General features: G+C 63.6%; 14 protein-coding genes and 1 riboswitch. Of the genes, 4 read left to right on the forward strand and 10 right to left on the reverse strand.

The features are described from left to right. Window positions 1-144 precede the first annotated feature (144 nt). The 3 genes from M2337_RS10620 to M2337_RS10630 all read left to right on the forward strand — a co-directional run bounded on the left by M2337_RS10620 (window position 145) and on the right by M2337_RS10630 (window position 5478). Complete coding sequence (locus tag M2337_RS10620) at window positions 145-3087, forward strand: TonB-dependent receptor plug domain-containing protein (protein WP_264570200.1); 2943 nt, start codon at window positions 145-147, stop codon at window positions 3085-3087. A gap of 71 nt (window positions 3088-3158) precedes the next feature. Beyond that, window positions 3159-4835, forward strand: a complete 1677-nt coding sequence (locus tag M2337_RS10625; protein ID WP_264570201.1) for a CocE/NonD family hydrolase — start codon at window positions 3159-3161, stop codon at window positions 4833-4835. 223 nt (window positions 4836-5058) lie between these two features. Beyond that, entirely contained in the window at window positions 5059-5478 is a 420-nt protein-coding gene (locus M2337_RS10630) for a MerC domain-containing protein (protein ID WP_264570202.1), read from the forward strand. A 6-nt stretch (window positions 5479-5484) separates the two neighbouring features. Here the strand turns inward: M2337_RS10630 and M2337_RS10635 are convergent, their stop codons facing one another. The 3 genes from M2337_RS10635 to M2337_RS10645 form a co-directional block, all read right to left on the reverse strand. Beyond that, window positions 5485-6408, reverse strand: a complete 924-nt coding sequence (locus M2337_RS10635) for a homoserine O-succinyltransferase (RefSeq protein ID WP_264572242.1) — start codon at window positions 6406-6408, stop codon at window positions 5485-5487. A 36-nt stretch (window positions 6409-6444) separates the two neighbouring features. Then, window positions 6445-6549, reverse strand: a riboswitch (SAM-I-IV-variant riboswitch). 43 nt (window positions 6550-6592) lie between these two features. Then, a complete protein-coding gene (locus tag M2337_RS10640) occupies window positions 6593-6967 on the reverse strand; it encodes a nuclear transport factor 2 family protein (RefSeq protein ID WP_264570203.1) in 375 nt (124 codons plus the stop codon). Window positions 6968-6979: 12 nt separating this feature from the next. Beyond that, window positions 6980-7573, reverse strand: coding sequence for a LysE family translocator (locus tag M2337_RS10645; RefSeq protein WP_264570204.1), 594 nt, complete (start codon window positions 7571-7573; stop codon window positions 6980-6982). Window positions 7574-7660: 87 nt separating this feature from the next. On the opposite strand from M2337_RS10645, the gene M2337_RS10650 reads away from it, so the two are divergent. Beyond that, window positions 7661-9049: a PLP-dependent aminotransferase family protein gene (locus M2337_RS10650; protein WP_264570205.1), complete on the forward strand. Its 1389-nt coding sequence runs from the start codon at window positions 7661-7663 to the stop codon at window positions 9047-9049. Window positions 9050-9063: 14 nt separating this feature from the next. Here the strand turns inward: M2337_RS10650 and M2337_RS10655 are convergent, their stop codons facing one another. From M2337_RS10655 to M2337_RS10685, 7 genes are all read right to left on the reverse strand, one after another. Beyond that, window positions 9064-9612 carry an AAA family ATPase gene (locus M2337_RS10655; RefSeq protein WP_264570206.1) on the reverse strand — a complete coding sequence of 183 codons (549 nt, stop codon included), beginning with the start codon at window positions 9610-9612 and terminating at the stop codon, window positions 9064-9066. Window positions 9613-9621: 9 nt separating this feature from the next. Continuing rightward, the gene (locus tag M2337_RS10660; protein WP_264570207.1) at window positions 9622-10323 is read right to left on the reverse strand and encodes a 2OG-Fe dioxygenase family protein; all 702 of its coding nucleotides are present in this window, start codon (window positions 10321-10323) and stop codon (window positions 9622-9624) included. Between the two features lie 155 nt (window positions 10324-10478). Further along, window positions 10479-10964 (reverse strand): DUF421 domain-containing protein, encoded by a 486-nt coding sequence (locus M2337_RS10665; protein WP_264570208.1) that lies wholly within the window; start codon window positions 10962-10964, stop codon window positions 10479-10481. Then, window positions 10964-11476, reverse strand: coding sequence for a hypothetical protein (locus M2337_RS10670; RefSeq protein WP_264570209.1), 513 nt, complete (start codon window positions 11474-11476; stop codon window positions 10964-10966). The genes M2337_RS10665 and M2337_RS10670 overlap by 1 nt, the downstream gene beginning before the upstream one ends. 8 nt (window positions 11477-11484) lie before the next feature. Then, a complete protein-coding gene (locus M2337_RS10675; protein ID WP_264570210.1) occupies window positions 11485-12054 on the reverse strand; it encodes a CinA family protein in 570 nt (189 codons plus the stop codon). Between the two features lie 151 nt (window positions 12055-12205). Beyond that, window positions 12206-12391 carry a hypothetical protein gene (locus tag M2337_RS10680; RefSeq protein ID WP_181559564.1) on the reverse strand — a complete coding sequence of 62 codons (186 nt, stop codon included), beginning with the start codon at window positions 12389-12391 and terminating at the stop codon, window positions 12206-12208. Next, complete coding sequence (locus M2337_RS10685) at window positions 12388-13128, reverse strand: Crp/Fnr family transcriptional regulator (RefSeq protein ID WP_264570211.1); 741 nt, start codon at window positions 13126-13128, stop codon at window positions 12388-12390. The genes M2337_RS10680 and M2337_RS10685 overlap by 4 nt, the downstream gene beginning before the upstream one ends. Window positions 13129-13291 lie beyond the last annotated feature (163 nt).

A 13291-nucleotide genomic window follows, 5' to 3' on the forward strand; every position in this document is an offset into this window, starting at 1 on the left:
TAAAGGTGTTGAGGGATCAATTCTCCCTTGATAGTCCGTCATCGTTGTTTTTCCAGCATGTCGAACGGGGGCGGGCATTGTCTTTGCGCGCGCGTCGTTCGGCAAAGCTTGTGCCTAGTGCCTGATCAGGAGAGGAGATTGTCCATGTCCCCATTCATTACCCGTTCGCGCGTTTTGAGGGCCGGTGCCGGTGCCAGCCTGAGCGCTCTCGCGCTCGGCATGGCTTTTGTCGCCACGCCCGCTTTCGCCCAGGACGTCGCGCAGCCGCAGGATGATGAGGCCGGCGAGGCGATCATCGTCACCGGCTCGCGCATCGCGCGCACCGGCTTCGATCAGCCCACGCCCGTCTCGGTCGTCGGCGGTGAGCAGATCGCGCGCCAGGCTGCCGTCAACGTCGCGCAGGTGCTGAACGAGCTGCCGTCTTTCCGTCCGCAGGCGACGCCGAGCACCAACGCGATCTTCGCCAACAACATCGGCGCCTCCACAGCCGACTTGCGCGGCCTTGGCGCCAACCGCACGCTCGTGCTCATCAATGGCCGCCGCGTGGTGGCCTCGACCGTGCAGGGTAGCTCCTTCGCCAATGCCGGCGCGGTCGACCTCAACATCATCCCGACCTCGCTGGTTGAGCGCGTCGACGTGGTGACCGGTGGTGCCTCGGCCGCTTACGGCTCGGATGCCGTCGCGGGCGTCGTCAACGTCATTCTCGACACCAACCTGACCGGCCTCAAGGGCTCGGCGCAGTACGGCATCAACGATGCGGGTGATGGCAAGGAATATCAGTTCGCCCTCGCCGGCGGCATGGGCTTTGCCGGTGGCCGTGGTCACATCGTCGCGGGCGTTGAATATTCCGACAACAAGGGCACAGGCGACTGCTACACCCGCGACTGGTGCGCGCTGGGCTACAACACGGTTGCCAATCCCTATCGTGTCGCGACCAATCCCTCACTCGGCCGGGTGGCGCCGGGTCTGCCGGCAACATTGATCCTGCCGAACACGACCACCGGTTCTTCGTCCTATAATGGTTTGATCCCTCTGGTTCCCAACACGCCGGCAAACGCGGCACTGATTGCCTCGGGACTTCCGGGTCTGGAGTTCCGGTCCAATGGTACGACGGGTCGTCACGACTTTGGAACCTACTACGGCTCCGGCCTCTTTCAGAGCGGCGGCGGTGACGGGCGTCAGCCTTTTTATGATAACTTCCCCATTGCCGCGCCTGTCGAGCGTCTGAACGCCTTTGCTCATGCAAAGTTCGAGGTCGCAGACGGCATCGAGCTGTTCACCGAAGGCTCGTACAGCCGGGTGAACGGTTCCACCATCGGCGCCCAGCGCCGCGATCTTGGCAATCTGACGATCCGGCAGGACAATGCCTATCTTCCTGATTCCGTCGCGAATACCATGGCGACGTTCGGCCTCGCATCCATTCCCTTCGGGCGTGTATGGGAGGATCTCGGACCGCAGCGTTCGACAGTGAAGCGTGATACGTACCGCGCGGTCGTGGGTATCAATGCCGAAATGTGGGGCGACTGGAAATTCGATGCTTATTACCAGTTCGGTCGCACCGATTACTGGCAGCGCGGTTACAACACCTCGATCACGCCGCGCATTCAGCTGGCGATCGATGCCGTCGATCAGGGTGAATTCACCACCGGCGTCGCGAATGGCAACATTGTCTGCCGCGGCACCCTCCAGGGCGTTGCCGCTGCTGCAGGCTGTGTGCCTCTGAACCCGTTCGGCGAGGGTAATGTCTCGGCTGCAGCCAAGGCTTGGACGCACGGCACGGTGGAGCAGGATACGCGCCTGACCCAGAACGTTGTGGCAGCCTCGATGAACGGTACGCTCTTCCAGGGTTGGGCTGGCCCGATCAAGGCGGCGACAGGCGTCGAATTGCGCCAGGACATCGCACGCGGCCGTGCCGACGCGATTTCCCGCGCGCTCCAGTTCTACACCGGTCCGGGCGCGCCGATCGATGGTAAGGTCGACATCTTCGAGGCATTCGGCGAGCTCGATGTGCCGCTCGCGCCAGGTGTGTTCTTTAACGGTGCCGTTCGCTACACCGATTATTCCACCAGTGGCGATGTGATTACCTGGAAGGCCGGGCTGGAAGCCGCGCCGCTCGACTGGCTGCGCTTGCGCGGTACGCGGTCGCGCGACATTCGTGCGCCAAATCTGTTCGAGCTGTTCGGCCCGACGCAGACCAGCTTCCAGAGCGTCAACCCGGCAGCCGGTGGCCAGGTGCTCGCCTCGGTACTGCTGGGCGGCAATCCCAATCTCGTCCCTGAAGAAGCGGATACGCTCACTGTTGGCGTGGTTCTCCAGCCCGACCTCGGCAGTGCCGGGCGCCTTCGGTTCTCGGTTGATTACTTCGACATCAAACTCAAGAACGCCGTTTCTCAACTTGGGGCGCAGGTGATCGTCACGGGTTGCGAGGTGAGCAATATCGCGACACTGTGCGATCTTATCACGCGCGCGCCGGTGCAGTCCGGTCAGACGCTGGGTACGATCCAGTCGATCACCAACCGCAACATCAACCTGGGTAGCCTCATCACGCGGGGCTGGGATATTGAGGCGGCCTACACGTTGCCGATCAACGTGTTGGGTGGTAGCGTTTCGCTGCGCGGCATGGCCACGATCATCGACGATCTGATCACCGACTCGGCAAGCGGCGTGATTGACCGTGCGGGCATGAACGGCTCGCCCGTGTCGCAGCCCTCGGGCATGCCGCGTTACATCATCAATGGCTATGTGACGTTCAACGCTGATCCTGCGACCCTGCAGGTTCAGGTGCGGCACATCTCCGGCGGTACCTACAACAATGCGCTCGTGGGGCCGGGCCAGTACGGCTACGATCCGAACCGTACGGACAGCATCAACGACAACTACATCGCGCCCTGGACCTACGTGAACCTGAACGGCAGCGTCGCGGTCTGGAACCGTGGCGACCAGAAGATGGAGATCTTCGGCGCGATCAACAATCTGTTCGACAAGGATCCGCCGGTGGACGCACCGTCCAGCTTCGGTCCGACCAACAACGTGCTGTATGACGTGGTTGGCCGTTCCTACCGCATCGGTGCCCGGTTCAAGTTCTGATCCGTTAATGATGTGCCCGGCGGTCCAACCGATCGCCGGGCATTTTTAATTTCCAGACGAGAGGATAGTCGATGAGCGATACGGCCGGCTTCACGCTGATCATGCAGGATAGCATTGATCCCACGACAGCACCGGGCAAGCCGCCACTGCCGCCGATTGCCCATGAGCAGTGGGAAGAGGACGGCCTCCTCATCGATCGCAATATCCAGGTGACGCTGCGCGACGGCGTTCACATCTATGTCGATCTCTATCGTCCCGCCGATGCCGCCGACGGCCCGCTGCCCGTGCTACTGGGGTGGAGCCCTTATGGTAAGCACGGCCTGTCCGATAAGCTCTTCCCGCCTCATTCGGGCGTGGAGGCCGGTTGGATGTCCCGCTTCACCGCCTTCGAGGCGCCCGATCCGGCCTTTTGGTGTGCGCACGGCTATGCCGTGTGCAATGCGGACTCGCGCGGCATGTGGCAGTCCGAAGGCGAGGTGCGCCACAACGGCCTTGGCGAGGGGGAAGATTGCTACGATCTCATCGAATGGCTCGGCGTGCAGGATTGGAGCAATGGCAAGGTCGGCATGACCGGCGTCTCCTATCTCGCGGCGATCCAGTATCTCGTCGGTCAGCTCAAGCCGCCGCATCTGGCCGCCATCAATCCGTGGGAAGGCTTCTCGGACTGGTATCGCGAATTCGCCTATCATGGCGGCATTCGCGAAACGGGCTTCCTGCCGCGCGGCAGCAGCAACCTGCGCTTTGGCCATCAGCGCTACGAGGATACCAACGCCAATGTGCAGGCGCATCCCTTGTACGATGCCTATTGGGCCAGCAAGGAAGTCGACCTGTCGGCCATCGACATTCCGGCGCTGGTGGTGGGCAGTTGGGCCGATCAGGCGCTGCACACGCGCGGCACCTTCGAGGCCTTCCGCCAGTTCTCCTCGGCGGACAAATGGCTGATCGGCCATGGCCGCAAGAAATGGGCACATTACTATATGCCCGAGAGCAAGGAGCTGGCCCGCGTCTTCTTCGATCGCTATCTCAAGGGCGTCGAGAGCGGCCTTGCCGACTGGCCCAAGGTGCTGCTCGAAGTCCGCGAAAGCGCGCAGACATGGACCATGCGCGGCGAGCAGGAATGGCCGCTGGCACGCACGGTCTACACGCCGCTCTATCTCGATGCCGCGACCGGCACGATGCAGGGCGAGCCCGTGGGCAATGCAGCCAGCGCCTCCTATGATCCGCTCGACGAAGCCGGCGAGGCCCGCTTCGATATTCGCTTCGACACGGACACCGAGCTGACCGGCTACATGAAGCTGCGCCTGTGGGTGGAAGCGCAGGGCGCGGACGACATGGACCTGTTCGTCGCGCTGCAGAAGCTGGATGCCGATGGCAATGCGGTGGGCATGACCTTTTACGCCTTCTTCGAAAATGGTCCGGTGGCACTGGGTTGGCTGCGGGCCAGCCATCGCGCGCTGGATGAAGCACGCTCGACGGCGTTCCAGCCGGTCCACAGCCATCTGGTCGAGGAGCCGCTGGAGCCGGGCGTTACGGTGCCGGTCGATATCGAGATCTGGCCGTCCTCCACGCTGTTCCGGGCGGGCGAGCAATTGCGCGTCGTCGTGAAGGGCATGGATATCTATCGCGAGGGCCTGCCGATGCTGCCCTTCGCGCGCCACGAAGAACTGCGCAACGCCGGCACGCATATCATCCACACCGGTGGTCAGTATGACAGCCATCTGCTGGTGCCGGTCATCCCCAAGGCGTGAATGCGAACGCCCGCGACGAGGAGCTTCCGCGTCGCGGGCGCGCTGGCGCAGTCTCAATGCTGGTGGAACTGAGAGGGTAGGCGGCCGCGCGTTGTTCAGGCTTTCGCTCTCTGATTTGCGGCGCGTAGCGTTTGAATAGCGGGCTGCTTCAGAGGTAGCGTTGCGACCAATTAAAATGCCTCCATGCCTTGAAAGGCATGATATACCATATCATAATAGTAGCATGGAATTGAATCACGCAGCCGCCGCATCTTCCCTCACGCAAACCCGGAGCAGAAACGACTGGCTGGATGGCTTTGCCGTCTGCGCCTCCGTCGCCTGCATGATCCACTGTCTGGGACTGCCGCTGCTGCTGGCAGCCCTCCCGGCCTTCGCCGATCAGATCGATCCGGGCGAGAGCTTCCACGCCGTCGTCCTCGCGCTCGCGGTGCCGACCAGTGCCTTCGCGCTGGTGAGCGGTTGGCGCAGGCACCGGGCGCCCGTGCCTTTGGCGATCGGCGCGGTCGGCCTGGCGCTGATGGCGGTCGGCATCCTGTTCGCCAGTCTAGAGATTCTGGAAACGGCGATCACGGTCTCGGGCAGCCTGCTGCTCGCGGGGGCGCACATCGCCAACTGGAGGCTACGGCGTGCGCGGAACCGGTGATGTCCTTCACGACACCGGAAATGGCTCCCGCCCGACATGCGCAAGGTCGAACGCGGTGGTTTGATAGGCCTCGTTGATCCAGTTGGCGAACAGCAGATGGGCGTGACTCCGCCAGCTGTTCAGCGGTGGACGCGTTGGGTCATTTTGCGGGAAATAGTCGACAGGCAAACAGGCCCCGCCATCGCGGGCATATTCGCGCGCGAGCGTGCCCGTATCATATTCCAGATGGTTGAACATGTGGAGCATGTGCCGGGCCTCGTCATAAACCAGACCCGCGCCTGTTCCGGCCGCATCGGCAAGGATCTGCAGATGCGGCGCCGTCTCCAGCTCCATCTGCGGCACCTCGGTCCATCGCGACACCGGCACGTCGAACACGTCGGACATGCCCCGCAGATATGGCGAGGTCGGCACGCAATTGCGATGCGGGAAGATCCCGAACGCCTTCTGCTCCAAGGTGCGCTTGCGCAGGCCATGGAAGTGATAAAGCGCCGCCTGCGCCGCCCAGCAGATCGTCAGGCTGCGGTGAACATGCGTTTGCGTCCAGTCGAAGATGTCGGTCAGTTCCGGCCAGTAGCGCACATCCTCATAATCGAGCCGCTCCACCGGCGCCCCGGTGACGATGAAGCCATCGAACCGCTCATGGCGTACCGCGCTCCACGGGCGATAAAAGGCGGCCATATGATCGGCGGAGGTATTGCGGGTGGCGTGATCCGTAATCCGCACCAGTGTCAGCTCGATCTGGAGCGGCGTGGCGCCGAGCAGCCGGGCAATCTGCGTCTCGGTGCTGATCTTGTCCGGCATCAGGTTCAGCAGGCCGATCCGCAATGGCCGGATGTCCTGCCGCGTGGCGGTGCCTTCGTCCATAACGAGGACGCCTTCCGCTTCCAGGGTACGGCGGGCGGGGAGGTGGTCTGGTATCTTGATCGGCACAGTGCGTCGGTCCTTGTCCGGGTCGACGCTGAGTGGCTTGATCCGCATAATTGCCGTTCGGCCACATCCTCCTTGCGGAGTGCCACCTTGCCCGGATTGGCAGGTTGGCGTTGGGCGTCGCCCCAACTCTTGATGTACGGATACTGCTAGAAGCTCGCGCGGGCTTTGGCAACCGCGCCTGCTATCAGTCTGTGAGATCGATGCCGAAAAATGCCTCGCCTTCCACCTGCTTGCCATCGACGAACCGCATCGTCTCCAGCGCGCGCCGGGATCGGCCGTTCCGCCGCGCGAGATAATGGACGTCCAGCACCTGTGCCTCGATGTCGCACACCGCCGCGAGGAGGGTGAAGTGCATGTCCGTGGTGACCGCAAGCGCATCGGACCAATAAGCGCGCAACGCGGCCTTGCCCTCGATAATGGGCGAGCCGGCAATCTCCCTGGCCAGGGGGCTGATGAAGCGCGCGTCCTCGGCGAAGTGCGAAAGCACCGCATCCAGATCACGCGCGTTCCAGTTGGCGATCCACTGGGTAGCGAAGCGCATCATCTCGTCGCGTGTCATGCGCCTATCTCCCTAGATCAGAAACAGCAGAGCGGTGAGCGCCGTGATGATGGCCATGGTCCGCACGAACAGGGTCATAGCCTTGCGGCTCTCGAGCAATTCGCGCGCGCCGGCGCCCATGGCCGCCCAGCCCGCGATGGAGGGCAGGCCGACCAGCGAGAAAGCGGCGACGATCACCGCAAGCTGCAGACCCAGCGGACGGTCCGGCACGGTAAAGGTGGCGATGGCAGGCACGGTGATGGCCCATGCCTTGGGATTGATGAACTGGAAGGCCGCCGCCTGCCAGAAAGTCATCGGATGCGCGCCTTCACGCCGGGCCATGCCTTCGGATTGCCAGAGTTTCACTGCAAGCCAGGCCAGATAGGCTGCGCCCACGATGCGCAGCACCCAGCGCAGGATCGGCCAGGCTTCGAAGATCGCGCCAAGGCCCAGCCCGCTCAAGGCCAGCATCGCCGCACAACCGAAATTGATGCCGAAAATATGGGGCAGCGTCCGCCGGAATCCGAACACCAGCCCGGATGAGGCGAGCATGATGTTGTTAGGCCCGGGCGTGGCCGTGCAGACGAAACTGTAGAGCGCCAAAGGCGCGAGCAGGCTGGTATCCATGATGATCTCCCGCTTCCGGAAATGATCGCGATTGATCCATGTGTCAAATGTGATATTGTACCGGTTTAATCTTATTGAGGATGGCAAATGAAGGGCTGGCGGCCGGAAGTGTCGGGCGACGATGCGCCGATGTACGAGCGTCTCGTCGCCGCGCTGGAGCGCGACGTGCGCGAGGGGCGGCTCGTCCCCGGTGATCGCCTCCCGCCGCAGCGGGACCTTGCCCATCGCCTGGCGCTGAGTGTCGGGACGGTCAGCCGCGCTTATGTCGAGGCGGAACGGCGGGGCTTTATCTCCAGCCATGTCGGGCGCGGTTCCTTCGTCGCGGACCGGGCGCGGCGGCAATCGCCGGCCGAGGCGGGCGGGCCATTGGACATGGCGCGCAACATTCCGCCGCTCGCGCCTGCCGCGCGCTGGATCGGTGAAGGGTTGAGTCGTGTGCGACAGCGCGCGGATCTGGCGACAGCCGTCAATTATGCCCCGCCCGAGGGGCTTGAATCCATCCGCGAGGCCGGCGCCTCCTGGCTCAGCCGTCGCCATGGCGTTCAGCGCGCCACGCGGGATCGCGTGATTCAGTGCAATGGCGGGCAACACGGCCTCGCGCTTGCCTTCGCAGCGCTGGCGCGGCCCGGCGATACGATCTTGTGCGAGGCGGCTACCTATCCCGGCATCCGGACGCTGGCCGATCATGCCGGCTATCGCCTGCGTGGTGTCGCCATGGATCAACGCGGGCTCGAGCCTGAGGCACTGGCCCGGGCCGCCCGCGAGACCGGTGCGCGCGTGGTGGTGTTGATCCCGACCCTGCAGAACCCTACCACCATCACGCTCGATGCCGCGCGGCGCGCAGAGATCATCGAGGTGGCGCGCGCGCAGGATCTGATGATCGTCGAGGACGATGCCTATCGTGTCTTCGCGGATCGGGACGCCCCGGAGAGTTTCGCCGATCTGGCGCCCGAGCGCACGCTCATGGTCGCGGCCGTGTCCAAGGCCGTCGCGCCGGGCCTTCGCCTCGGCTTTCTGCTGCCGCCGGAGGATACCGGGATCCTCGACCGATTGCTGCTCGGCGTCCGCGCCTTCGGTTATACGCCGCCGTCCTTGGGCGGTCTGGTGTTCAGCCAGTGGGAGCAGGATGGCACGGCCGATCGCATCGCCGACGAGCTGGTCGCCGAGACGGAGATGCGGACACAGCTTGCCCGCGACATTCTCGGCAAGGCCATGGCCGTGCCCGGCGCGTCGCGCAGCCTGCATGTGTGGATGCCGATGTCGATGCTCGATGCCGAGCGCCTGAGCGCCCGCGCCCTGCGCGCCGGCATCGCGCTCACCCCGCCCGACGCGCCGGCTGTCGATCCCTGTGCGCCCTCGGGCGTGCGGCTGTGCCTCGGCGCGATCCCGTCACGGGATCGTCTGGAACAGGCGCTTCACGAGGTGGTGGAGATGCTGACGCCGGCGGGCGACAGCGCCGCGCGAGGGCTGGTGTAAAGCGCGGTCGTCGGTCAGGCTGAGGCGTTGGCGCTGATCCTGCGCAGCACGAAATCCGCGCGCTCGTCCGGAGTCGTAAACGGTAGCGGCACGAGATTATATCCAAGGTCGGAATAAACCCGGGCCATGACCTCATGGGTTGCCAAGGCTTCCGACCAGTCCTGTTTGCGCTCGGTATCCTGCGCGTAAATGTCCGCCCAGGGCGGGGCGATGAAAACGTCCTTATTGTAGCGGCGCGCGCTAGCGGTTCGGTGCAAATTGTCGGGAATGGGAAGGCCGCACAGAGCACGATAACCGATGACATCCGGGATGCCTCGGTCGAAGAGGATCGGGCCCGATCGTCCCTTTGCGGCTTCATAGGACTTCACGTCGAACGCAAGCATCTTCTCCGCGAACGCCTCCCGGTCGGCCCAGGGCACGGCGCTGCCGCCTGCGGCCATCTGTTGCTGGATGATCGTGCGCCCGGCCTCGGCCATGGTCGCGATGCCGTGCCGGGCCAGCGCATCGAGCAGTGTGGTCTTGCCCGATCCGGGGCCGCCGGTGACGATGAAGAAGCGATCCACGCCGGCCGCTCAGCGCCCCGCCGCATTCGCGAAGGTCAGGACCAGCGTATCTCGCCAAGCCGGCAGATCCCCGGCCTCCGACTGGATCGGCGTGGTTCCGTGGCGCACCTGTCCATCATTGAGGAGCAGCGCCTCGCCGGCGTGCGCGAGCCGGTGTTCGATCAGGCACGCGCCTGAAACAGTTTCGACGCGGGTCTCACCGCCCGAATAATTGTTGCCGCCGACCAGCAGGATCAACACCCAGTCGCGTCCATCCTGATGCATCCCCTCAGGCGTCGGAAGGCCGGGGAGGTCGGGCAGGGCCTCAATGCGAAACTGATGGGCTTCGACCATCCATGCGTGCTCTTCGCAACCGCTGGCCTGCGAAATGCGCGCCGCAGTATTCCGCATCAGATCGCGCAATAACGCGCTCGTGGCCTGCCCGTCCGCCATGGGGGCAAACCAGCGTTCGACGCCGCCATTCAAGGGATTGTGATCGCGATCCTGATAATGGGCGCGATGCGGCAGGCGCGCGCAGGCGTCGCCATCGATCTCAAAGGCAGCGTAGCGGCGGCGGCGATAGGTTCCGCCATCGGCCATCCACATGTCGCGGGGCAGGTCGTCCCAACTCTGCGCGAACGAGCGCCATTCGGGCCGGGCAGGGAGCGCCAAGTCGCCGGGCTGCAGCAGCAGGGCTGTGGGACGAGTCAGGGTCTCGATGCGTGGCCTCATAGTGTGAGGCCGGCGTTTGTCGCGAATGCGCATGATTGAACCAATACATTAGTTCGTTTGGTCGGCGGACCTGCTGATACAATGACGCCGGCCTGTGGGCAACCCTGCCGCGCTCGTTCAGCTTGAAAGATCGTGCGCGCAGTCAGCGGAACCGGTCAAACGGCCTTGTCATCATCATCTTCCTGCTTGGCCGGCCCATTATCCTTCTTTGCGATGAAGCTCATTTTGCCATTGGGTTCGAGGATTGCCCAGGCGACCTCGGATATGTTGGCGATGCCCGCCAGCCGCATCTCGATTTCAACCTCGGCCCGGGTCACGCGATCGCGGCGCATGTTGGGGGTAATCAGTTCCCCATCCTTGATCAGCACGCGCGGTACGCCTTCCAGCAGCCGTTCGGCGCGTGGGGAAAGATAGGTGATCCAGCTCAGCGCCAGCGCCCAGAAGGCAATGGTGCCAATGGCGAGCGCGGCGCCGGTCATGCTGAGATCATTATGGGTGATGCCCTGCTGGACGAGATCGCCCATCACCACCAGAAGCACCAGTTCGAACGGTGTGACTTGGCTGAGCTCGCGTTTGCCCAGCAGCCGGAGCAGCATGTACATGATGAAGAACATCACGCTGGCGCGCAGGATGATATCCATCAGGGCAAGACCTTGATGTGGACGGGCAGGGCAGCGAGTTCGCGCTCCCCGTCGAGGGCGGCGATCCTGCCGCGCGTGCCGGCGAACAGCGGCGGGTTGATTTGCCCGTCGATCTTGAAGCGGAACGTCTCGCCGGGCTTTGCCTCGCCGAATGAGAACTGCCGAGAGCCGTCTTTATAGCGTTCCTCGCTTGCAGCCGGGATCATCGTGTTGATGGTCATCTCCCGCCAGAGGTCATCCGACACGGCAATAACCAGATCACCGATCGGTTTGCGCGGCGTCACCTCGACGATGGTCTCGAAGACCATGCCGTTGCGCAGCGTTTCCGGCGTTTGCACGAGGAGGGTGATGCGGTCGTTCGAGCTTTTGCGCACGGCAGGGGCCTGCCCCGCAAACAGACCGGTCAGACCGGCGCCCAAGATCACCGTGAGCAGGACCAGCGGCCAGGGATTGGCCCGCCGGCTGTTGCTCTCATGCTCTTGCGTGATGCCATCGGGTGCCGGTGTCGCCATGGGCGGCCTCACGCGGCCCGCTGCGGATCGGCGGCCACCTCGGCGAGCATCTCGCTCAACATGGCAAGCGCAACGCGCAGGCATTCGATCCTGGTCGCGCCGCGCCCGATGTCGCCGAAGTGATGGACGCTGTGGCGCGTCTCCGCCCGATGCGCGGCGCAGGCGAAATGGACCAGCCCCGGCTCATCGTCGGAGGAACCGGGGCCGGCAAAGCCGGTGATCGCAATCGCCAGTCGCGCTTTGGATCGGCGCAAGGCCCCTTCAGCCATCGCGCGCGCGACGGGTTCGCTCACCGCGCCGTAATCCTCGACAAGCTTATGGCTGAGCCCGAGCAGATCGCATTTGGCATCCTTGCTGTAGACGACGAAGCCCCGGTCAAAGGCGTTGCTGGTCCCCTCGATATCGGTCAGCAGCGATGCGAGCAGGCCCCCGGTGCAACTTTCTGCGGTGGCGATCCCGATCGCCGCCTGCCTGGCGGTTTCGAGCACGGCCATGGCTGCCGCAATGATGTCATCGGGTAGTGCCGGGGATAGGGTCTCGGCATAAGCTTCTGAGGGTTTCTCCTGCGGAAACATCATCTCTCGACCTGTTATCCTCATCGCTGGAGAGAAACTTCCATCCGTTCGACATCGTTCCCGGCGCCGGGGGGCTCCGCGAAGAGGCGACCGGCGGTCGCCCCGTCCCTTGACCGTTCCAGTCCAAGCTTGCGTTGCATCTGAGACCGCGCAGTTATTTGGTCTTCTGATGCCTTTGCGCTTCCTCGCCGGCTTCGATCAGGCTCTCGCCCGTGGCAACGGCTGCGTCCGCCGTCATGGTTACAGCGATCCCGCCCGGGCCCTCGAGGATGACATGATCCTCCTCAGCCGTGGCGACGCCGGGTTCGGCATAGGGCTCGATTGGGGAGTGGACAGTCATGCTGGTCCTCCTTGCTGGATATCTGCGCAGGGGGCGAGATACAGATAATCTGATGAAAAATTGCCCCGGCGGGCCAGACCGGCATAATCGTTGATCTGGACCAGTGAGGCGTGCCTCTCGCACAGTCCGGCTTCTCTTAATTGGCGGAGCACCCGATTGGTGTGAACGGTGGTCAGGCCGCAAATCTCGGCAATGTCGCCCTGCGTCAGGGTCAGCACGAAGCGATGTCCGTCCGATAATCCCACTGCATAGAGTCGGGCATTCATCTCGCACAGGAAATGGGCGACACGCCCGACCGCGTCGAGCCTCCCGACCCGGAACAACCAAGCACGATGAAGGGCGGCATCGATCAGCGTCGAAAACCACAGCTTGCGCGCCAGATCGGGCCGGGGGTCGAGTACTTCCCTCAAGGCTTTGTGCGGCACGATGGCGATGCTCGCGGTTGTGAGCGTGCCGATAGCATGGTCCAGCTCCCGCATGGGATAAGCATGGAGATCAACGAATTCGCCAGGCACATGGATGGCGACGAGTTGCCGCAAGCCTTTGCGATCATCGATATAGCGCGACATGATCCCTTCGACCAGGAAGCTGCTGACATCCACAATCTGACCCGCGTCGACAATCGTCGTGCGGGGCTCAAAGGTGCGAACCTCGAGAATCGTGTCTTCGAGCGCGGCTCGTTCTTCCGGCGTCAGGGCCACGCCGCGGCGGTTTGCAAGGAGGCGATCCATCAACATCGAGTGGCTAACGGATAAGCCGCGCTGGCGATCCAGCCCCGATCGGCTTTCACTATGATCAATGTTAATTCCTAGCCTTAACAGGCAACTGTCATCCGGACGGCGTGTTGGTGAAGCACGAGACGAACTCGTTCACATCCCAGCAATGACAAGGAACCGCGAT

The organism is Sphingobium sp. B2D3A, from assembly GCF_025961795.1.
GTDB lineage: Bacteria > Pseudomonadota > Alphaproteobacteria > Sphingomonadales > Sphingomonadaceae > Sphingobium.